We start from the raw sequence: 20,578 nt of genomic DNA on the forward strand, positions 1-20,578 counted from the left end.
TTTGAGGAACATAAGCATGGCTGCTCGTTCTAACCTTGTAAATTTAGATGCACTGATTAAGCGTGCTGATCTAGGTTTAAAGATCCAGGATAATTCTTCATTTGAAACTCTAAACAGTATTCCTGCAAGAGAACTGAAATCAGGAAATGGAATTGCAGCGCTTCTGAGAAAACCAGATTTCCAGCGTGAAACAAATCATTGGGGGCCTGAGCAGGTTGTATCTCTGCTCGAATGCTACATCAATGGTGATTTGATACCTTCCGTTATTCTTTGGCGATCATCAACCAATCTTTTTGTGATCGATGGTGGTCACCGTTTAAGTGCATTACGTGCCTGGGTAGAAGATGATTATGGCGACGGTCATATATCCCATCAACTTTTTGGGCATGATATTCCTCGTGAGCAACGCCGCGCTGCTGATAGAACGAGAAAGCTTGTTAAGGACAGGGTCGGCAGCTGGGAATATTATCAGAAGCTGCTTGCCGATGATGCTTCATTGACCGAGGAGCAACAGCGAAGAATCAGTGTACTGACGTCCCGTGGAATCTCAGTCCAATGGGTAGTTGGTGATGTAGATAAGGCTGAAACCTCATTCTTTAACATCAATATGAAGGGAACTCCTCTTGATGCTATCGAAGAAATGCTTTTAAAGAATCGCAAGAAAAGTATTCCGATAGCAACCCGAGCAATTATTCGTGCTGGTAAAGGCCATCGCTACTGGTCGGAGTTTGATCAGGGCATTGCCCAGCAACTTGAAGAGAAATCTGCAAAGCTGCATCGTTTGCTCTTCGAACCTGAGGTTGATCGACCTATCAAAACTCTTGATCTTCCATTAGGCGGTTCCAGGGGGGTCAGGACAGCGATCCAAGTTTTGAAAGATTTCTTACTGATCACTGATTGCAACCAGAATGGTGTTTTGAAAAAAATCGAAGATTACCCTGATGATGTGTCGGGTACCGATACATTAAGAATCCTTTCCAAAGCCACAACATTAAGCAACAGAATTACAGGTAATGGCGATGGTAGCCTGGGACTTCATCCAGCGATTTATTTTTATGGTCCGACTGGAATCCACTCAACGCCAATGTTTTTAGGAACCGTGCTACTGGTAGCAAAACAACTCTCCAACAATAACAGTCAATTCTTTAAAGACTTCATAACAATCAGGTCAAGGCTTGAAAAAATAATGATTGAATTTAAGGACTTGATCGCAATGATAGTACAAAAACCAGGCAGCAACGTCCGAGTGACTCGCTACTGTGATTTTTTAAATGCGGTGATCAAATCACTTAAGCAGGGAGAGAATATTGATGAGAGCAAGCTCATCGAACTGGCCGAATTGGAGGGGAGAATACTCTCTGGCGATTTTAAGAGAACATCTGCAAAAATCAGCGATGAACAAAAAAGTAAGGTGTTCATTGATGTGGCTCTGCGCAACGCTTTGAAATGTCCGATTTGCCAGGGTTACCTTGATACTGAAAAATCAGTTTCTTATGACCATATCGTACGTGTTCGTGAAGGTGGTAATGGCAACTCTGACAATGTACAGTTGACACATCCTTACTGTAACCAGTCAGTGAAGTGTTAAAATTACGTTTCACTTTTCATTATCATTTGTATCGAACGTTTTTGAGAAAGGGCAGGATTGCGAGCGAGTCACCAACGTGAACAAGTAAATTCTGTTTTCGTAACTGCAAAGCTTCTTTCCGCCCTTTAACTCTTGTTCGTCGGGGTTGCTCATGGTGATTTTTCCTGCATGAGCCGCCAGCGGCAGCAGTGCCACAATAAATAGTAAAATTTTCTTCATTTCCACAATCTGCCCCGTAGGTGTCCCGGCTCTTTATCCTCCAAGTTTACATTCTCCTGTTGAAAATATCCTACGGCTCACTGGGCCATGTGCCTGACGTGACAGACGATCCCTCAATAATTTCTTATCTTCTTGCTGAAATATCGCAGAGCCGACAGGCCCAGTAACGTATTTCACCACTTCATCCCGTAGAGCATCACAGCAGGGAAAACTTGCCGCAATAGGGCATTCTACTGTTCGTTTTCTGGTCTATTTAACATAATGGTTCTTATAAGTACTTGACTGTAATGGTCAGGTATTGCTTTTCGGAACGTCGACGCGAAGCTGGATACACAACAGCGATTTAACCAACAGAAGGAAAGCATTCGGGAGGATTCGAGGTGAGTTCTCTTGTTCAAGGATTTTGGATGAGTTTGTCTGGTCACCACGCAATTTCAGGTTTCAGGCCTTTGAGGCTGCCAGTGTGTCAAACGCCATAAAAGCACATTTTTCTATTTACCAGCAGACACAAAGCTACTACAGAGACGTTACCACAACGGGGTTAAGGTCTGCGATCACCTGGCGATATTCACCGAGCCAGGCCGCCACTGTTTCGTACCATTTCCCACAACAATGTAAACAGCCAACCCACCAATCCCTTCTACGCTTCACCAGAAGCCCGTAGCGGCGTTATCTCCACACAATTGTAACTGACATACCAATAATCCACGACATCCCACAGCGCGATACAGCAGCCACCAGAGGGCATCTGTTTTGGTTTTTATGTGTATTTTTTATTTTTTGTGAAAAGATGGTTCAGAAATTGGTTTGTGTTTAGCACCCATCCAATTGGCGGATTTGCCGGAGCCGCGCCATTCTTGGCTTCGTTATGTAATGCACACCATAACGCCAATAGATACAGACTTGTGACTTGTACGCTTAGTGACCACTTTAGCATGATTAACTACGGATTATAGGGTATTTGAGGTTCATTTAATCTATTTTGTTCGCAGGATAGCCAATGATAAAGATCATCCACCAAATTTTCACAGAAAACCAGTATAGGGTTGCCAATCTTCAGCCAGCGCGGAGAATGGTCGGTACTTTCAGATGAAAGCGGGGGAGGGAGATGATCAATTCTCGGAGCGGATCAGGTGTCTGGACCGCCTCAGGTGTTGCTGTTGGTTGTGCCATCGGGGCATGGCTCGGGCATATCACACCAGGAGTTTTCATAGGTGCGTTGGTCGCGTGGATGACTTGGAAAATTCTCACCCGGTGATACCTGCACGATTTTCGAGTAGGGACAGCATAGTGTCTCGGGTAGACCCTTTAGCAAAGTTTGTACATGGCTTTTAGCAAAGTTTGTACATGAATAAATACAAAGTATTAATCAATAACCAAGTACTTCAAAACCTGAAAACCCATGTGCAAAGTTAGTACATGAATCAATACAAAGAAGAAAACCAGAAGACAGATTGAACATGCGTTCAATTTGTAGGTGGTGTTAAAGGAGTGATGCTTCTGTATCGCTCTGCTCTGAATGGCTCTGCCTCTTCAGATATGTGTGGTAAGAAGCTCATCTTCGATGACGTGAACAGACTCGTCATCTCGTGACCCTCTAACCCTCGTTAGCCCATCGCTTACGCTCTGTGACTCGGGTAACTCGACAGGCTACGCCAGAGAGCTAGGCTCTCACTCTGTGTGGAAGCTGCGAACTTGTTCGCCATATGTGGATCGGAGCACGGCGGAGAGGACTGCTTTGCATCTGTCCGGTTCACTCCGGGGCGGCGCGGGTTAACTAACTGACCTCCTCAACGCCTCTCTACGGCGTTTAAATGGTGGTGGTGATGCGTATGTACTCCTATGGTGACAAATCCCCGTGTGGAGCGTTACAGCGCGATTTAGCCCTATTGACAAAGATTTCGGTAATTGATAATGTGATGCTGAGGTATTATAAAGTTTACTAAAATAAAGCTTTCTATTTCAAGTGAAAACTGATATAATAAATAGGTAGGGTAATGATTTACCTATGAATCCTCGAAAAATTCTGCCGTCATCACGACAGTCCTTGTCAACCTCACGGCAATACAAAATGGGTACAAAAAGACCTCCGCTAATAATTCTTTCAACAGAAACGGAGAACCCAATGAATAAACCGAAATCCCAACGTCTCGACCTGACCACTATGACAGGCGAGCAGATCGCTGATCTCATCCTGAACGGCAAATACACCAAATCAGCCTTGTGGGCCTTCATCAGTAGAAACGGCGGCGCAGACGCTGTACATGCTCGATTCCCGCAGATCGCCGTCTGTCTTAATATTTTGAAGCAGGAACGTAAAAAGGCGAAACATGCACGGGCAGTGAAGTCGGTGCTGAAGCCTCTGAGCAATCAACGTGCCGCAGGAATGGAATTGACCGAAATTCTTCGCCCAATTCTAGAAGGTCACCGCCAACTTTACCTGAGTAAGCTCAATCTAAACCTGACACTAGAGCAGGTCATTATGCTGCTCGTCGCTGTCAACGGTGCTGAAGAACTGGAATCCTACGGTTTCCCACTGATTGGCGAGTTCCCGACAGCAACCGCAGCTTAACAACACTGAACAAAACCTGAGCCGGTTCGCCTTCTGGGCGACCACTGGCGAGGTTTCTTTTGTACCTTATTGAGGAGGATTTTTGATATGAAGCTGAGCCTGGATGACGAAACATATGCAATTTTACGTGAGGAATCTGACCGCCTCGGGATGCCGGTTCCCAGGATGATCCGGAACATGTGCCAGAACCTGGCGAAACACATTCAGAAACGCAATGAACAACAGACGAACCCACAGGGAGAACAACATGGCCGAGACCGTAAAAACTGAAAAATACACACTCTTTTATAAACGTTTGGTGCATTCAACCCATATCGTTCGACAGGATACCGGGGAAGAAATTGCAATCCCTCCCGAAACCGAAACACTTTACAGTTACATGCTTGACCAGTACGAGAGCTATAAGGCTCGCGGAAAGCCGTTTTTTGAGTCGCAAGAGAGCATGGGCCTCAAGCTTAAAGGACGCGATCGCCGCTGGATAGCTGCCAGGATTGAGGTTCTAAACAGACTCGGCTTGGTTAAATCTGAGGAGCAGGAGCGTGATTCCTACGGTCACAAACGTTTTCACCATACTGTGATTCCTTTAGAAGAGGTATCCGACAACCTCCTTTTCTATGGGCCAGAGAAAATCAGTGGTGGACCACTGGCTGAGGGGATGCTGATCCGTGCACTGGAGAAGAAAAAGCCACGAGGCAAGCCAAAATCTAAAAAAGTAGCACAGCCAATAATCGAGGAGAGCGAGAATGGCGAACAATCCGTTTTTGTGGCCCCTTCACCTGCCACGGTTGATCATGAACAGCGATCTGGCGTTTCACAGCCTGCTGGTGATAGCGGCGATGCTATTTCCAGTGATGATGGGGTGACTGGGAAAAATGTCGTCAAAATGCCATGGATTGAAAGCCCGTTTGATAATGGTAGGTTGGTGTCAGAAGCCAGACGCTGGGCGCAATCACAAGGCGCTTCAACCTGGCAGGATGAGATCAAACTTGTGTGGAAGCTGACAGGTAAAACCAATATAGGGGAGCCTGGAGAGCATATGCGGCCTGATGATGTACCTGCACCAGAACCAGCAAAACAAAAAGCCAATGGGTATACCCTCTATGAGGGCACCCCAAAAGAACCTGACTGGAACGACGATGAACAATTTTGATACTGGAGGAATAATTGTGTGATACCACTAACAGCCTGACGGCTGAAACCCCCGATTTGTCCCGTTTTTACAAATCCCGCTCTCGTGATTCTTCGCTGATCGAGACTGCTAAAAAAATGCTCGTGCATGGTTACACCCCAGGCAAAACGGCGCTGCTCCTACGCTTGCCGTATGACTTGGTAAAAGGTCTTTACGATAACTCGTGGAATCCCCGCTGTCGCAAGATAAGCAATACCAGTCAGTACGCCACTAAGCGAATGGCCCGAATGTACTACGAATCCGGCGCAATGCTGGCAAAAATCTGTGCTGACCTTCAACTGCCTCTATTCACCGTAGTAACGCTGCTTAAGCGTGAAGGAATCACTGAAAAAGAAATGGCATCCCGAATGCCGGATCGTGATGACCCGTTGTTTGTGGCCTATCGTGAAACAGTCGCCAGAAAACAGAAGAACCCGCAGCGACGTTCACCACGTTTGCATTATTAATACCCCTGCCGGGGACTATGACCTTACTTGAATATTTATCTCACCTGCCGTTATCGGTAGCCGTTTTTCTATGGTTGCGTAACGGCCTGGACCTCTACAGGAAACATAACAATATGAAAAACTTGGAAGCAATACGCGCAAGCATCCTAAAAGCTATAGCCGAAGGAACAGACGAACCAGAAGACCTGAACAAATCCGCTGAAGATGCTTTGGCGGAGGCGGTGCAGAGTTACCTGAGCGCTTCGACTGCAACAGCCAGTGAACCAGCCAAGAAAGCTGGGAAGGCAATCAAAGATAAGGGGATCGCTCTGTGCCACCAGGCCCAAGGTTATAGCGCTAATCTGCGTCCGGTCAGCCTCATGATGAAGGCAAGCCTTGATGAGCTAACACCTGAACAACGCGCCGCGCTTGATCGTCTGGGCTACGTTATCAATCAGGGGGTGTAATGACACAAAGTGTTTTGACCAAGGGTCAAACCTCCAAAGGAGGCAAATGATGTCTGGCACAAATAAGATCGTCTCCAGCCTGATTAATACAGTCTCCTGGCAGGTCGATCAAAACTCCTTCAACCGCGCCCGCAACAAAATCAAGAGCCTGAAAAAATATGCGGAGTCAGCGGGAAAATCTTTCGACCAGGCGACACGAAAGCTACAACAAGCCAACGGCAAGACCCAGTTACAGCAGGCGCGAGCAGAAACGCAGAGATTGAAGCTCAATCAGCGATTAAACGCTGAGGCTCAGAAACAAAGTGCTATCACTGGACGTATAGCGACCAACGAACAGCGCCATGCTCAACGTATGGCTGCGATTGCAGCACGTAACCCAGCAGCGGGCGGTCTTATTCCAAAAAGTGTCCGTGGTCTCAGTGAGGCAATCAAAGCACAGCGTGAACAGGCCGACCTAGAGAAACGCACTCAGCAGATCCGCACCAAAGGTATTCGCTTTAGCACTGCCACCAATGGTTACAACCTGACTCCGCGCCAGCGAGCACAAGCAATCAGCGACTTCGCTCAATTAACGAAACAATTTCATGCTGGTTCAATGGCGCTGGGCGAGTACAACGCTAGAGTAAGCAAGCTACAACAGCGGTTGAGGCAGCAGGGCGGGTTAATTAAAAAGCCGGTAACCATTCCCGTTAATGCTAAAGTGACGGGCCTTGATACATCCCTTCTTGATCATGCTGGCACAGCGATCACCATTGGGGCCACTATTGGGATCGGCAAAACCATCATGCAGACCGGGCAAGACTTCGAATCAATGGCCTCTGGTCTCCAGGCGGTGACAGGCGACAGTCAGAAAGCCACTCAGGAAATGGCGTATCTCCAGAAACAGGCGCTTTCCCTTGGTCTTGACCTTCAACAGACCAGCAAAGACTACGTGAAGTTTTACGCTTCAGCCGCTGGCAAGGCCACAGACAGCCAAATCAAAAACCTCTTTGAAGGTGTCAGTCAGTACGGAACCGTATTAGGGGCCACTGGGGAGGAGCAGAGCCGCGCCTTGCTCGCGCTTAATCAGATGTACGCTAAAGGCACTGTGCAGGCTGAGGAGTTGAAGGGGCAGCTCGGGGACGCACTGCCTAACGCAGTCGGGATCTTCGTCAAGGCATTGAATAAGCTAAAAGGCCGGACAGACCTTACCGAAAAAGACCTCATGGCAATGATGAAAAACGGTGAACTGCTGGCGAAGGATATTCTTCCCCTTGTTGGTGATGAGTTCAAAGCGGCAGCACAGAAGGGCGGAGCTTTCGAGAAGTCACTGAAATCTAACCGTGTTGCTATGATGCGCTTGCGCACAACGATGCAGCTTGCACAGAAGAATTTCTTTGAATCGGGCTTCGGCAGTCAGCTTACCGATACGTTTAACGGTCTGACAGATGCAATTGACAGCAACCAGGATGCATTTAAGACGCTGGGAGCCATTGCAGGCAATGTGATTAAAGGTTTCACTGATGCGGGGTACACGGTCTATAACAGCTTCATTCTCATTGAAGCGCTGATCAAGAAGTATGCTCCTCAATTGTCCAAGACATTCGAGGGATTCGGCAATACAGCAGCATATGCGGCAGGAATTGCGATCTTCACTGGGGCAATCTTCAAGTTAGCTGGCGCGTTGAGGTGGCTTGTCAGCTTCGCGAATCCGTTGAAAGGTCTGCTTGGTACTCTTGCCGGAATCGGCGCTCTTGGTGGCATTGCCACCCCAGGAACCGACAACACCAAACCAGGGAAAGACGGCAAACCAGCTAAAGGCGGTAAAGGTGGGGGCTTCTCTATCGGTCTTCCTGCGATCATGGCTGGTGTAAGTCTCAATAATCGTCTTAGCGAGATTCAGGCTGATCCTGATGCCTTCATGAAGAAGGTGCAGGCCAACAACGACAGGCCTACCCTTTGGACTGGCATCAAAAACTTCTTTGCTGATCATGCTCAAGGTTTCACCAATGCATTTGCGGGGATGAATACCTTACCCGGAATTCAACCAGCTACCGCAGGCATGGCACAACTACCGGGAATTGATAATCTTGCTTATGGCATGAACCTTGGAAAGCCGTTCAGTGTTGAAGGCAAGGCTGATCTGACTGTGACCAACGAGGTTAAACTCAGCATTGACGATAGCAAATTCAGCGATGCAATTAAGGCCGAAGTACAAGAGCAGGATAGGAAAAATACCAATCTAATACTTGGGATTTCTGGCTAATTAATATACCGGCGGCGAATATGCCGCCTCTATCTCAAGATTGCAAATTCCACATATCAAATTTATCGAGAAGTCAATATGTTTCCGTGAAATTTGTTGCAAAAGAAATAATTACATGATAGAATAATATACAAGGTGAATTACAACAGCCAAATGTATTTTTCCCTTTCTCCTTAATTAAAGTGCCTGTGTGAACACCGTGCGGGCCTTTTCTCATACAGCCAATAATCCGCACTCTCTCACGGGAAGGTGAAGCCATAACCGCTGGCTGTATCAGAAAAGAAAGATTCGCCTTAGGGCGTACAAAGTCTGGGCCTCTGGTCTGGATTTGCCATTAAATCCGGCTCTCCTCCGGTCATCAGCCATGATGCAAACTGGCATTGAGTGCGGCAGCGAAGATATGAGGTCTCCCGCTGCTGTACTCCCTCATTCCTACTGTCAGAAAATAATAACATCATCGTTATTTCTCCTGCCTCCGGGCGAGATCACTCTCGCTTCGGCTTTTTTCTGACAAAAACCAAGCATAAGTTTAAGCGCCTTAACTGGCGTTTTTCTTGCCTGCCGTCTGACGAATATGTCGGATGTACAAACAATATAAAAATCTATGGAGTTAATGATGATTGTATCTTCTGAAGAACGTTCATTCCGGGATGTCGTAATTTACCGTGATGATCCCGTCTTTTCACACAAGACCAAAACCTTTGCCACACTAGCGGTGGATGCGGTTCCCGGAACATTGCTCACCTCCACAGGTGAGGCATACGCCAGCGGTAGCGATCTGCTAATCGCTCTTGATAGCCACAAGGCAGGCTCTAATGTCCCTGTGATTGTGGTTGACCGTGGTTGTGTACTGAATCGAGCCGGATTGATTGGCACCGATGCAACCGCCGTTGCGAATGCTATCGCTCAAATTGAGGCCTCTGGCCTGAATCGTGTTTCTGTTTCTGAATAATAATAACGATAAGGGCATCAAAATATGACAATTTCTACCTCTGGCTTCAAAGTCAAATATTTCACTGGTGCTTATAAAGAGAAGTTTGGGGATAATTTCCTGCTCCAGGCGCTGGATATCTTCAAAGATAAAACTTCTCCACTGCCTAAGCTGGAGATCGACGAGCTTCATGAAAATATGCAGGCCGTTTCTGCTAGTGTTAACCGCTATTCAACGGAAGTTGATTCGACAGAACGCCCACTCGGAAAAAACCGCCTGATTGAAATTCCACATTTTGTAACTGTTGGAACGGTGAGCGCTGCCGACTTCCAGTCACGCCGCCGTATCGCGACTCAGCGTCAGACATTACGCGATGAACTAATTTCTGATGAGGGTATTCGCCAGTATCTGAAATTCCGAGCCACAAAAGAAGAATATCTCGCTCGCGCATTATTCGCTGGACAGGTTTTATCACCGTATACGCAAGACCGCCCCGTTTTGGATTTTGAAGATGAATTCGGTCAGACCGTAGCAACAGCTACCGTAGACGCTACCAAAGCAGGTGATGGTCCGTTAGAGGATCTGGATACCGCTGCAAATAACATGCGTTTTGCTCTTGGTGGTTGGCTAAGTTCAATGCGTGGTGTGGTTGTTCTGTGCTCTCCAGAAGCATACAAGGCGATCAAGTTCCATCCGTCTATGCTGACCCTGATCAATCATGGTGTGCTGCCAGATAGCAATCTGTTTAACGGTAGTGTTAAGGAAAGTCTGCCAGCATTCCAGGCGATGACAATTGACGGGTTGACCTTTGTTAATACTGGTCTGCTGTATCGTGAATTCATTCCGGCTGGAGAGGCCTTCATGGTTCCGGTATTCGGTGCAAACAATCTCGTTGGCAGCGACCTGCAACCCTTCGAAATTTACCACGGGCCAGCATCACGAGATGCGCGTCTAGCGGCAGAGGAAGCTGAGAGTCAATTCTTCCAGTATTCGTGGGAGGACCACCTGCACAATACCACTGTCCAATCCGAGTACGGTCTGCTGCCGATTTGCTATAACCAGTCAATGATTACCCGTCTAACGGTGAATACTGCTGAGGCATAACCAAACGGTTGTTTTCGGGGAGCGATTTGCTCCCCGCCGCATTTATAGATGAAGAGGGGATAGATACCCGTTAGCGGGGTTGCCCCCGGCAAATCTCCAGAGGAGATACACAATAATGAGAATTACAATTTCAGGTGTTGGTGGGCTGCCTTTGGTGGTTTCACATGTCAAGACTCTAGAGGATAACGACCTGATTAATGTCAGTGGGCTATGCAGGGCACTAGGAGATATTCCGCGCTCTTCATTTCTCGATAAGGTCGAGCGACTTGGGCTTGAGGGGGCTATCAAGCATTACCTCAGCGAACAGCGAAAGACAAAACTGAAAACATGAGAGCCGGGTTAATCCCGGCTTTTTTTTAGCGCTTTTTATTCGATTGAGAAACAACCGAACCAGCTAAGGTTTTAGTAACCTCGCTTGAACGTGGGTTTTTCAAAGCTGCTGATGCTTTGGCTTCCATGTTCGCGCCAGTCTGATTTTTTGTTCCTGCTTGTGATAGCACCGAACCCGCTAAACTTTTCTGAATCGCAGAGGCGTTTGGATTGTTAAGGGTCTCTGCTGCCAGATGAGCTACATCTTTCGAGGATTGCTTATCATTGTTCGCCATTTCAACACCTATTCATGGGATGGATGTTTGGATATATTGTATTTTTTATATCAATAAACACAATATGTAGTGTTTATGATAGAGGCGAAGCGGCAAAGTTAGCAAGCTCGTAAAAAAGTTTTTACTGGTTTTATGACCAGTGTCAATTGTTTGATAACTGACCGTTTACGAAGCAGTAGAGAAGTCTTATAGGTAGTGTGCAGGCATAAGCTTGTAATACTCAGGACAAACCAAATGGCAGATAACTTACAGCGTCGGCAGCCAGAAGATAAACGTTTCATCAGCTTGAGTGAATCTTGGGAAGTGGCATATTGGACCCAAGCGTTAGGTGTTACTGAATCTCAGCTTAGGGCTGCTGTTAGAGCTGTTGGTAATGGCACCGCTAAGGTAAGAGCACATCTAGGTAAATAGGTTTGTGAAGGCACTTTCAATGGTGCTGTTGAGGCTGGGGAAACCCGGCCTTTTTTGTGTTCGTTGTTTGGTGCTGTGAGCCACAATCTGGGACACAAGCTGGCACACAGAGCATTTTTTAGGGTTGAGTCTTTGGCTTCCCGCTGGCATGATCCAGAACAGGGATTAACGGGACGTTAATCGCAAGCTTTTGATTTTGTTTTATTTGACTCGGGGTGCCCTTCTTTGTGAAGGCTGAGAAATACCCGTATTACCTGATCTGGATAATGCCAGCGTAGGGGGCCGAAATTCGGCCTACTTATCATGAGGTTGACTCTCTTTTTGTCGGTGCGCAATGCACTTGAGGTACAAAAAGGGTGTATTCATGGGGTACAGAACTCTTCCATACACGTTTCAGCGAAACGGCAACTACTACCTACAAATTCGGCTTTCAAATGGCAGGATGTATAAGAAATCCCTCCTCACAGACAGCTATCGCGAAGCATCCGCTTTGATGATCAGCATCATTCCGCATATCTCTTTTCTTAAATCATTAACTATTCCGCTCCCTGTGTTCGAAGCGTTCTTATCAAATCTGATTGCTTCAGAGCGCAAAGCTGCGAGAAATCCACTTTTATCCCAACAGCAGATAATAGTTCCTGCTGAAATCGTGGAACCACAACCGCCAGTGAAACTCGAAAAAGTGATAACCATTGCTGATGCGTGGGCTATGTACAAAGATGAAAAGGGGCGCAACTGGACGAAATCGATCTCAATGGCGAATGAACGCTATATGGAGGTATTGCTTGTGGTTTTGGGGGAAGAAACAGACGTAACGACGATCACAAAACAGGACATTAAGCAGGTGATGGAAGTTGTTGAAAACCTCCCTAAGCGAGTTGTGCAGCCTTACCGGTCAATGACAGTGCAGCAGCTGATTGAATGTGATGAAGTGCCACAAGATGATCTGGTGGGGACTGAAGCTATCCATAAGCATCTCAAAATCTACAAATCACTGTTCAAAACTTTTCTCACTGAAAGCAAAGAAGTTTTGCAGAAATCGCCAACTGATGGCGTAGTGGCTGCACCTTCAAAAGCGAGATTTGGTGCTTACAGCACAGCGGAGATGAAAAAGTTTGTAGGGTGGGCGCTCAAGCAGCCAGATAACTGGCAAAAATGGATCACGTTGTTGTTGGCATACACGGGAGCCAGAAGAGGCGAGATAGGCAAGCTGGAGAAGTCACAGATCAAATTTGATGAGGATAGCCAGCGTTACTACTTCCTGATAGCCGAAGGAGGGCAGGGAAAAACTGAGAACGCTACAAGGCAGGTGGTTATCCATCCTAAGTTAATTGAATGGGGTTTCATGGAGTACGTTGGTCGCCAGTGGAAAGAGCGGATTTTTTCAGAAGTGGCAGGTACAAACATGACTAAGATCGGTAAAGTGTTTGCTGATGTCCGGGATCAGTTGGGTATTCCTTATCTGGACGATTATGGACAGCGGCGGTTGCTGCATTCTATCCGTCACTCGGTCTGCTCTGCGGCAATGGCTGGTTGGGTCACTAACATTCTACATCTGCAACAGATAGTTGGGCATGAGAAGAGCGGTGGGATTACAAAGCGTTATTTACATACATTTCCGCTATCTACGGTTTGCTATGTGATAGATGGTTTGAGTTGGACGAGCTAACAAACTGAAATTTCTGATAGTGCGACTGCCTTTGCTGCGTGATAAATATACTTTAACCAGTAAAATTGCAGGAAAACGGTTTGTGTGTCAGCTAACCTGAATGGGTTTTTCCTTCGTTGAATCAAATGGTTAGTGATAAATCTATCATGACTTTTAACTTATTAATACCAATCTAAGTTTCTTCTTTACTTTTCAAGCAATTGATACTATGCCAAAATTGCAGAAAGGAACGTACACATGGATCTAATCAATGAATTTCACAGCAATTGACCTATTTTGCGGTGCGGGTGGGTTGACATGCGGTTTGAAAGAAGCTGGCTTCAAAGTCCTCGCTGGTGTCGAGCTTGAAGCTGTTGCAGCAAAAACTTACAAAACTAACCATGCCGATCATATTCTCTATGAAGCTGATATTCGCTCGTTAAACCCTCTAAAAATTATGGAGGAATTGCAGCTTAAACCAGGAGAGTTGGATTTATTAGCGGGTTGCCCTCCATGCCAAGGTTTCTCATCTCATCGCACTCGAAATAAATGTACTTCAGTTGAAGATATTAGAAATGACCTTATTTTTGATCTAATGAGATTTGTTAGAGCGTTTGAACCTAAAACAGTCATGATCGAGAACGTACCTGCGTTGGCTAAAGATGAGAGAATTACTAAGGTCATTGCCGAGTTACATGAACGTGGGTATATGATTGGCGAAAAAACATTACAAGTGAAAGATACCGCTTGTTATGGCGTTCCTCAACGCAGGAAAAGGATGATCCTTATCGCATCTAAGTTTGGTGATATTGATGAGCCTTTAAAAGTAGCTTCACCGAAGACTGTAAAAGATGCAATCGCAGATTTTCCTGTTCCAGGTGAAGGTAATGACATTCTTCATGACTTTATTCCAAACAGAACCGATAAAATTAAAGCCATGATAAGAAATATACCTAAGAATGGTGGTTCAAGATCAGATTTACCGAAACGGTTATGGCTGCCTTGTCATTTGAAAAATCCAGATGGATATAAGGATGTCTATGGAAGAATGTCATGGGACAAAGTTTCTCCAACGATTACTGGTGGATGTACCAATCCTTCAAAGGGACGTTTTTTACATCCTGAACAGGATAGGTCTATCACATTGCGTGAAGCTGCCGCGCTTCAAACTTTTCCCAAAAACTATGCCTTCTCGCTGGATAGAGGTAGAGAGTTTGCTGCGCTAATGATAGGCAATGCCTTACCACCTGCCTTTATTTGTGCACATGCAACCAAGATCATTGAGCATTTGAATAAGTTAGGAAAACAGAATAGGGAATAAAAATATGTCTGATTACGAAATGAAGTTTGATCCTCATACGATAGAACATCTCGGCGTAAAAATGTATTCTACGCTCCCACCAGCCCTTGCTGAACTAATTTCAAATGCCTATGATGCTGACTCAGGAAATGTGACTCTCGATTTTTTGGAAGTTGGAAGCAACAAATTTATTAGCATCAAAGATGATGGTACAGGTATGAGTGCCACAGATATTCAACAACGATTTTTAGTTATCGGAAGAAATAGACGTCGACATGACGGTGATAAGCCAACGCCACGGTTTGGACGTTACGCTACAGGTAAAAAAGGTTTAGGTAAATTAGCTCTTTTTGGTCTTGCCAGGGAAATAACTATTGATACAGTCAAGGATGGGAAAAGAAATAGGTTTGTACTTGATTGGAATGCACTACTTGATGCGGATGGTGTCTATAATCCAACTGTTGAATTATCTGATGAACCTACAGATGCCGCAAATGGAACGACGATAAAATTATCCAAACTCAAACGACAATCACCGTTTGATCTTGAGGCGATTGCTAACAGTTTATCTAAAATATTCATTGTTGATGATAACTTTAATATAAGCCTTAAAGACCAACATGGTCATGTTGTAATGGTAAATAACGCTCGTCGATATAGTGGTTTTGAGCAGCAGTTCGAATGGGATGTTGAATCTTTGGTAAAAGATGACAGCCCTTATAAAGATAAATTGAAAGGAACATTGTATACTTCACGAACGCCTATAAGACCCAATTCTGGGTTAAGAGGAATTTCGTTATTTTCTCGAGGGAAGCTCGTTAATAATCCCGAGTTTTTTTCAAACAGCACATCAAGCCATTTCTTTCAATATTTGACTGGATGGATATCTGTTGACTTTATTGATGACCTTGATGATGATGTTATCTCAACCAACCGGCAGTCTATTGATTGGGATAATGACGAAATGGCTCTTCTTCGTGAATATCTCTCAACAATCATTAATCAGGTAAATAATGATTGGAGAAATAAACGAAAAGAGAAGAAAGAAAAAGAACTCGAGGTTACAACTGGTATAGATACTAATCAATGGATGAGTACTATGCCTGAAGATATTAGACAGCAAGCATCAAAAATTATAGATTTTCTTGGTGAAGAGGACGCACTTGAGAAGTACAGTCCTGTTATTGAAGCGCTGCATACCATAGTGCCAGAATATCCTTTACTACACTGGCGATATTTGAATGAGAAAATTAAAGATAGAATAAAAACATTCTACACAAACAAACAATATGGAATGGCAGCTGATCAGGGAACGAAAATATACTGTGAGGTTATACGTGAACTCACTGGTTCATCACTTGATGGTACAGAACTTGTTAATTTGGTTTTTTCACCTAAGAATCCTGTTATTAAATTATGTGATACTTCAACTCAAACAGGAATGAGTATTCAAAGTGGACAGCGCTCACTATCCCAAGGTGTTATTGAGTCCTTTAGAAATCCGGCTGCTCATATGCCATTGGATAAATTAGTTCCTGAACAGTATTCAGAATTGGATTGTTTAAACGTTTTAAGTTTGATTTCTTATCTTTTTGAACGAATGGAAGGTGCTGAAGTTATCACGGGGAAAGGAATCGTTTAGTCATTAAATTATATATCTGAAAATATGGGAGCATACTCATTATTTAGTGTATGCTTCATTCAGATTATATTTTTCTAAGAGTTCCTCTGTCTAATTTGGCATCAAACTCTGGAGTTAGACTCTCCTATGAATATATAAATGGCCTGTATTTCTATTATATTCATTTATGTAAGTGCTATTTCGATTAGTTGTAGTGCTTCGAGCGCTTTTGCTATATTGCCTGTGTGTTGATTTAGTATTAACCAATCGGTGAAATTCATACGCTACTCCCCATCCGTTTTAATTTCATAATAAAATCTTTCATCAGAGGATTCTTTATAATCGAGGTTGGGTAACATACTTATTCGCCATAAAGGGAGGCTTCCACCTTTGTAATCAGATGGTATCTTCAAAGAGAAATCATGAGGTTCAAGATTTGTATCCATTGCTGTAACTTTCTTACCTTGTGTTGTCTGAATATTGAATTCCTTGGTAATCATTGTGCTAAGTACACCGATGAAATCAAATCCATTGCGCTCAAAATTTTCTGGTATTTCTGGTGAGAGAGTAATGGAAATACTTTGCATCTTACCATCCTCATCGACTATGGCTTCAGGTTCGCTCTCTGACCAATCTCCATACATCATCAGATAATTTGCAATTTTCCTTTCTGTCTCATCATTAATTTCATTTCCACTACAGTAAATTTTGTACTCTTTCGGAGAGAAATATCCTTCGCTATTATTCTGTGCAGCGGTACTTTCATTCATGTCTGCAATAAGCTCAAGCGCGAGAGGTGGTTTTGTGCCAATATATACGTCACCTATTAGGTGCATCTCATTAGTTGCAAGCGACCTGATAATAGTTGTGCTGTAATGATCTTCCTTTTCAACAAAGGATGTTAGGGGTTGTAAAGTCCACTTGTTATTCATATTCCTGTAGTGTATGGCATAATAAACGGGTATTCCATGAAGCTCAGCATACTTCTCAAGTTTACTTGTGTAAGTCTTTTTTAATATATAGGGTTTGTGTATATCTTTGATATTACAGTTCTTCACTTCAACGAATATCTTTGTTCCATCCCCTAAAATCAGTAAATAGTCTGGTACTGCTACTTCTTCCGCCGAGAATATCTCACCAGAGTCTTCAACCTTAACGAGTTTGCAAACACCAAAGCCAGCCGCCATCAACCCGAAAAGAATTTCCATTCTTTTACCATGAATAAGCTGTTGATCACTTTGCGATGTTTTCAGTGATGCATCAATTCTTTCAAGAAACGCCTTGTTATGAGCAGGGTTGCCCAATTGGTAGTTGTGTATGCGTCCAAGAGTCGTGTATAGCTCGAATGGTTCAAATTTTTCAGGGTTTCTGGCAAGTCTTTTCATCATCTGATAACCAGTTTTTTGAGGAGGTTAGCTAACATTACACCTTTATCAATTGCATGCGAATCCCCATTGGAGAAAATGGAGAAGGTATTAAGCGTAGGTTTTTGACGTACCCTGTTTTCGGCTTTCAAGATCCTCAAATATCTGCAAGAGAAATAGCTCTGAGGACATCTCTTTTGGGTATACCTCAATGGCACATTGATTAAAGTCTCAATAGGGTATAATAGGTAAAGTATTGATAACTTTTTTCGTGCGTTGTATACTTTGGGTATGACAATACAGCTTCAAAGAGACAAATGATGAATGTACTGATCTATGCTCGAGCTTCTACCAGAGAACAAGATTCCACACGTGCTGTCCCAGTATTACGTGAGTTTGCAGGTGAGCGTGGTTGGGCGATCAGGAAGGAATATGTCGAGAATGCATCCGGAGCTTCCCTTGAACGTCCTCAGCTATCGCTGCTGCTTGATGAGGCTAACACCGGCGATTTGTTATTGGTGGAGTCTATCGACCGTCTGAGCCGTCTGGAGGCTGCACAATGGGAAAGTCTGAAGCGTACCATTCAGGATAAGGGACTGAAACTGGTTGTAGTGGATTTGCCCACCTCATGGAACATGCTTCAAGGGGAGAAATCGTCACCTGTGGTGGATGGCATTATGGCAGCGGTCAATAACATGCTGATCGATATGCTGGCTACTATGGCCCGTCAGGATTATGAGACTCGTCGTGCACGTCAAAAGCAAGGTATTGAGAAAGCAAAAGAGGCTGGTGTGTATGTCGGTAAGGCTAAGGATGAAAGGGCGCGGGAGGTTGTCAAATCATTACTCAGTGCAGGACACAAGCCCGCTAAGGTAATGGAGCTTGCTGGCGTATCACGCGCCACTTTTTACCGTATCAAAAAGGAAATGGCGTGATCGCTCACGCCTGATTTTAAGCCTCAGAGCACAAGCTAAGCGTATAGATAGCGGTCTGCCCGTCGTTGTTAGTCGGGCGCATAACGAAAACAGGCTCACTGCCGTTGTCAATGTACGTGACGGCAATGCCACCGTCTGGGGTGGCGTACATCTTCGCAATACTTTTCTCTCCAATGAAACCCAGCCGCCAAGTTTTACCACCCATGCTCACCTTCATACTTTTGTCCTGCACATCAAGGCGAGTTTCGACAGAAGATTTTTGGCTACCAGAATCGATCTGCCCTTCCTGGATCGCCTTACAGCTGAATGTGGTTGCACTTGAGGCGAAGGGGAGAACGATCAGTGACGCGAGAATCAATCTTTTCATGGTCTTCCTATTCTTGTTTGATTTGATGGCAAGGCGCTGTTAGCGCATAACCTTATCTTACCAGTTTAATTAATTAAATCGATCTTATAGATCAGTAAAATCGATCGATGTGGGTGATACAATGCGATTGTACAAATACTGAGCACTGTGACATTCGGCGATGACAGTCAACTGGAGTAAGGCTTATGATGAAATCAATGCTTGCGATATCGGGACTACTGTTTTCCCAGTTGGCGCCAGCAGGGCAAATCACAATGACAGATCCGCAGCAGGAAAAAATGGAGAATGGCAAGACGCTTTGCACCTATGAGAACAGTCAGTATGTTTTCACCTACGTCACTAAAGGGCAGTGCCCGTATGCAAAGACTTTCGACACCCAGGATTCAGAATAGAGGCCGTATAAAATAGGAAATGTTGTTTAAAATCACGTAAAGACAGGTGTGCTTAACACCAGCTTCCAACAGTTTGATTGTTATTTCTACTGATAACGGCTCGGTGCAAGGCTTTACGCAAAGTGAGTGATAGTTACTGTGGCAACTTTACCCCTGTAACAACGGCAATCTTTACCTGCCAATTACCTGTTGATTAGATGCATGTTTGATGGGAATAACCTTTGGTTAATCTAAGATTAATCTTGGCATTGTTGCATGTGCGATGCGGAGGGATCAGGGCGACTACCTACCGTGGGGTGAAAGGTTGAAAGTACCGTTTTGTTACTTTCGGCATACATCAGAATATTGCGTATCTGCACGACTGAGTAACTGAAAGTAACGTTTTGGTACTTTGGATAATCACGAAAGTAACGTTTTGGTACTTTTAAAGTAACGAAACGGCACACTATAAGATTAAATAAGACTATTAACTATAAGACTATCTTTTATGGTTTTTGCGCTTCTCGCAAAGATCTTTTGCCTGGCGTCTATCGCCGTCACTTCTGGCAAGCAGCCTTACTCCGCTACCTTTCGGGCTACGTTGGCTGGCCTCGTTCCGCTCACGACGCAGCAAAGCGTTATCTATTTCTGTATGGTGCAATGGCGTTAGCCACCGTGAAAACGGCTGCACATGATCACTTCGCCGTGGGCGAATACCATTGCGCTATGCGCGGAATTACCATCTGACCAACCAACTACCGTTGATTGTCCAACTGATAAGCTGACTAACTTCAACCATCCATTCATGAACTAACGTTCACCAATGCAAGATTTCAGTAAGTCAGTGGTTAAGGCTTCACTGGTCGCTGATAACTCCAGTTCATCCAACCTCAATCCAATACCAACACCTACTATCCTGATAACTGCCGTTATCCTCCGTAGTTGTGCTATTGGTTCGGTAAGTGCCAGGGAGCGCACAGGAAGCCCGTAGAGCGATTTTTATAGGGTGGGTGGTGCAATGTAGCCTTAATGCGTCAGAACGCCGTAGAGAACGTTACAGGCTGTTTAGTGAGTTGTTTATGGCTGCCCTCTTTGGTGGCAAATCCTACCACAAATTTCGTTTGACAGCGATCGTTTTTTTTGGAGTAAAGCACGTAATGCGCTTGACTTTTTCGAATCTATTGAAAAATATCTTGACATAAGATGTGCTTTTAGC

19 protein-coding genes and 1 riboswitch are annotated in these 20,578 nt (G+C 44.7%); of the genes, 15 read left to right on the forward strand and 4 right to left on the reverse strand.

Annotation, left to right across the window (positions count from 1 at the left end; genetic code table 11):
• Nucleotides 1–16: 16 nt before the first annotated feature.
• Nucleotides 17–1,588, forward strand: coding sequence for a GmrSD restriction endonuclease domain-containing protein (locus OSH03_RS07790; protein ID WP_266178748.1), 1,572 nt, complete (start codon nt 17–19; stop codon nt 1,586–1,588).
• A 9-nt stretch (nt 1,589–1,597) separates the two neighbouring features.
• On the opposite strand, the gene OSH03_RS07795 is transcribed toward OSH03_RS07790, so the two are convergent.
• Nucleotides 1,598–1,807: a hypothetical protein gene (locus OSH03_RS07795; RefSeq protein WP_266178920.1), complete on the reverse strand. Its 210-nt coding sequence runs from the start codon at nt 1,805–1,807 to the stop codon at nt 1,598–1,600.
• 2,125 nt (nt 1,808–3,932) lie between these two features.
• On the opposite strand from OSH03_RS07795, the gene OSH03_RS07800 reads away from it, so the two are divergent.
• The 8 genes from OSH03_RS07800 to OSH03_RS07835 all read left to right on the forward strand — a co-directional run bounded on the left by OSH03_RS07800 (nt 3,933) and on the right by OSH03_RS07835 (nt 11,071).
• Complete coding sequence (locus OSH03_RS07800) at nt 3,933–4,379, forward strand: hypothetical protein (RefSeq protein WP_161583335.1); 447 nt, start codon at nt 3,933–3,935, stop codon at nt 4,377–4,379.
• Nucleotides 4,380–4,626: 247 nt separating this feature from the next.
• On the forward strand, nt 4,627–5,529 hold the full coding sequence (locus OSH03_RS07805) for a DUF6945 domain-containing protein (protein WP_161583336.1): 903 nt from the start codon (nt 4,627–4,629) through the stop codon (nt 5,527–5,529).
• 14 nt (nt 5,530–5,543) lie between these two features.
• Complete coding sequence (locus tag OSH03_RS07810; protein ID WP_248054669.1) at nt 5,544–6,014, forward strand: hypothetical protein; 471 nt, start codon at nt 5,544–5,546, stop codon at nt 6,012–6,014.
• A 17-nt stretch (nt 6,015–6,031) separates the two neighbouring features.
• On the forward strand, nt 6,032–6,460 hold the full coding sequence (locus tag OSH03_RS07815; protein WP_248054665.1) for a hypothetical protein: 429 nt from the start codon (nt 6,032–6,034) through the stop codon (nt 6,458–6,460).
• 46 nt (nt 6,461–6,506) lie between these two features.
• Nucleotides 6,507–8,705, forward strand: a complete 2,199-nt coding sequence (locus OSH03_RS07820) for a tape measure protein (RefSeq protein ID WP_266178749.1) — start codon at nt 6,507–6,509, stop codon at nt 8,703–8,705.
• Nucleotides 8,706–9,318: 613 nt separating this feature from the next.
• Entirely contained in the window at nt 9,319–9,657 is a 339-nt protein-coding gene (locus OSH03_RS07825; RefSeq protein ID WP_228553234.1) for a hypothetical protein, read from the forward strand.
• A gap of 24 nt (nt 9,658–9,681) precedes the next feature.
• The gene (locus OSH03_RS07830) at nt 9,682–10,740 is read left to right on the forward strand and encodes a major capsid protein (RefSeq protein ID WP_218077889.1); all 1,059 of its coding nucleotides are present in this window, start codon (nt 9,682–9,684) and stop codon (nt 10,738–10,740) included.
• 115 nt (nt 10,741–10,855) lie between these two features.
• On the forward strand, nt 10,856–11,071 hold the full coding sequence (locus OSH03_RS07835) for a hypothetical protein (protein WP_218077890.1): 216 nt from the start codon (nt 10,856–10,858) through the stop codon (nt 11,069–11,071).
• Nucleotides 11,072–11,096: 25 nt separating this feature from the next.
• Here the strand turns inward: OSH03_RS07835 and OSH03_RS07840 are convergent, their stop codons facing one another.
• The gene (locus OSH03_RS07840) at nt 11,097–11,345 is read right to left on the reverse strand and encodes a hypothetical protein (RefSeq protein ID WP_000002667.1); all 249 of its coding nucleotides are present in this window, start codon (nt 11,343–11,345) and stop codon (nt 11,097–11,099) included.
• A gap of 234 nt (nt 11,346–11,579) precedes the next feature.
• Here OSH03_RS07840 and OSH03_RS07845 point away from each other — a divergent pair, with 234 nt between their 5' ends.
• The 4 genes from OSH03_RS07845 to OSH03_RS07860 all read left to right on the forward strand — a co-directional run bounded on the left by OSH03_RS07845 (nt 11,580) and on the right by OSH03_RS07860 (nt 16,346).
• Nucleotides 11,580–11,756 carry a DUF3606 domain-containing protein gene (locus OSH03_RS07845; RefSeq protein WP_071579603.1) on the forward strand — a complete coding sequence of 59 codons (177 nt, stop codon included), beginning with the start codon at nt 11,580–11,582 and terminating at the stop codon, nt 11,754–11,756.
• A 201-nt stretch (nt 11,757–11,957) separates the two neighbouring features.
• Nucleotides 11,958–12,053, forward strand: a riboswitch (TPP riboswitch).
• A 67-nt stretch (nt 12,054–12,120) separates the two neighbouring features.
• Entirely contained in the window at nt 12,121–13,425 is a 1,305-nt protein-coding gene (locus tag OSH03_RS07850) for a tyrosine-type recombinase/integrase (RefSeq protein ID WP_266178750.1), read from the forward strand.
• A gap of 250 nt (nt 13,426–13,675) precedes the next feature.
• Nucleotides 13,676–14,725 (forward strand): DNA cytosine methyltransferase, encoded by a 1,050-nt coding sequence (locus OSH03_RS07855; protein WP_032986246.1) that lies wholly within the window; start codon nt 13,676–13,678, stop codon nt 14,723–14,725.
• Between the two features lie 4 nt (nt 14,726–14,729).
• Nucleotides 14,730–16,346 carry a TIGR02391 family protein gene (locus tag OSH03_RS07860; RefSeq protein ID WP_266178751.1) on the forward strand — a complete coding sequence of 539 codons (1,617 nt, stop codon included), beginning with the start codon at nt 14,730–14,732 and terminating at the stop codon, nt 16,344–16,346.
• Between the two features lie 263 nt (nt 16,347–16,609).
• On the opposite strand, the gene OSH03_RS07865 is transcribed toward OSH03_RS07860, so the two are convergent.
• Nucleotides 16,610–17,713: a hypothetical protein gene (locus OSH03_RS07865; protein ID WP_266178752.1), complete on the reverse strand. Its 1,104-nt coding sequence runs from the start codon at nt 17,711–17,713 to the stop codon at nt 16,610–16,612.
• 296 nt (nt 17,714–18,009) lie between these two features.
• Here OSH03_RS07865 and OSH03_RS07870 point away from each other — a divergent pair, with 296 nt between their 5' ends.
• Nucleotides 18,010–18,624, forward strand: coding sequence for a recombinase family protein (locus tag OSH03_RS07870; RefSeq protein ID WP_086524660.1), 615 nt, complete (start codon nt 18,010–18,012; stop codon nt 18,622–18,624).
• Nucleotides 18,625–18,640: 16 nt separating this feature from the next.
• On the opposite strand, the gene OSH03_RS07875 is transcribed toward OSH03_RS07870, so the two are convergent.
• Nucleotides 18,641–18,991, reverse strand: coding sequence for a hypothetical protein (locus OSH03_RS07875; protein WP_086524659.1), 351 nt, complete (start codon nt 18,989–18,991; stop codon nt 18,641–18,643).
• A gap of 185 nt (nt 18,992–19,176) precedes the next feature.
• Here OSH03_RS07875 and OSH03_RS07880 point away from each other — a divergent pair, with 185 nt between their 5' ends.
• Complete coding sequence (locus OSH03_RS07880) at nt 19,177–19,383, forward strand: hypothetical protein (RefSeq protein ID WP_266178753.1); 207 nt, start codon at nt 19,177–19,179, stop codon at nt 19,381–19,383.
• Nucleotides 19,384–20,578 lie beyond the last annotated feature (1,195 nt).

The sequence above is a fragment of the Enterobacter nematophilus genome (assembly GCF_026344075.1).
In the GTDB taxonomy this organism is placed as follows: Bacteria; Pseudomonadota; Gammaproteobacteria; order Enterobacterales; family Enterobacteriaceae; genus Enterobacter; species Enterobacter nematophilus.

Bases quoted from the DNA above. Each gene is read 5' to 3' on its own strand.
- OSH03_RS07790 (WP_266178748.1), top strand. From the start codon at position 17: ATGGCTGCTCGTTCTAACCTTGTAAATTTAGATGCACTGATTAAGCGT.
- OSH03_RS07795 (WP_266178920.1), bottom strand. From the start codon at position 1,807: ATGAAGAAAATTTTACTATTTATTGTGGCACTGCTGCCGCTGGCGGCT.
- OSH03_RS07800 (WP_161583335.1), top strand. From the start codon at position 3,933: ATGAATAAACCGAAATCCCAACGTCTCGACCTGACCACTATGACAGGC.
- OSH03_RS07805 (WP_161583336.1), top strand. From the start codon at position 4,627: ATGGCCGAGACCGTAAAAACTGAAAAATACACACTCTTTTATAAACGT.
- OSH03_RS07815 (WP_248054665.1), top strand. From the start codon at position 6,032: ATGACCTTACTTGAATATTTATCTCACCTGCCGTTATCGGTAGCCGTT.
- OSH03_RS07820 (WP_266178749.1), top strand. From the start codon at position 6,507: ATGATGTCTGGCACAAATAAGATCGTCTCCAGCCTGATTAATACAGTC.
- OSH03_RS07825 (WP_228553234.1), top strand. From the start codon at position 9,319: ATGATGATTGTATCTTCTGAAGAACGTTCATTCCGGGATGTCGTAATT.
- OSH03_RS07830 (WP_218077889.1), top strand. From the start codon at position 9,682: ATGACAATTTCTACCTCTGGCTTCAAAGTCAAATATTTCACTGGTGCT.
- OSH03_RS07835 (WP_218077890.1), top strand. From the start codon at position 10,856: ATGAGAATTACAATTTCAGGTGTTGGTGGGCTGCCTTTGGTGGTTTCA.
- OSH03_RS07840 (WP_000002667.1), bottom strand. From the start codon at position 11,345: ATGGCGAACAATGATAAGCAATCCTCGAAAGATGTAGCTCATCTGGCA.
- OSH03_RS07845 (WP_071579603.1), top strand. From the start codon at position 11,580: ATGGCAGATAACTTACAGCGTCGGCAGCCAGAAGATAAACGTTTCATC.
- OSH03_RS07850 (WP_266178750.1), top strand. From the start codon at position 12,121: ATGGGGTACAGAACTCTTCCATACACGTTTCAGCGAAACGGCAACTAC.
- OSH03_RS07855 (WP_032986246.1), top strand. From the start codon at position 13,676: ATGAATTTCACAGCAATTGACCTATTTTGCGGTGCGGGTGGGTTGACA.
- OSH03_RS07860 (WP_266178751.1), top strand. From the start codon at position 14,730: ATGTCTGATTACGAAATGAAGTTTGATCCTCATACGATAGAACATCTC.
- OSH03_RS07865 (WP_266178752.1), bottom strand. From the start codon at position 17,713: ATGATGAAAAGACTTGCCAGAAACCCTGAAAAATTTGAACCATTCGAG.
- OSH03_RS07870 (WP_086524660.1), top strand. From the start codon at position 18,010: ATGAATGTACTGATCTATGCTCGAGCTTCTACCAGAGAACAAGATTCC.
- OSH03_RS07875 (WP_086524659.1), bottom strand. From the start codon at position 18,991: ATGAAAAGATTGATTCTCGCGTCACTGATCGTTCTCCCCTTCGCCTCA.
- OSH03_RS07880 (WP_266178753.1), top strand. From the start codon at position 19,177: ATGATGAAATCAATGCTTGCGATATCGGGACTACTGTTTTCCCAGTTG.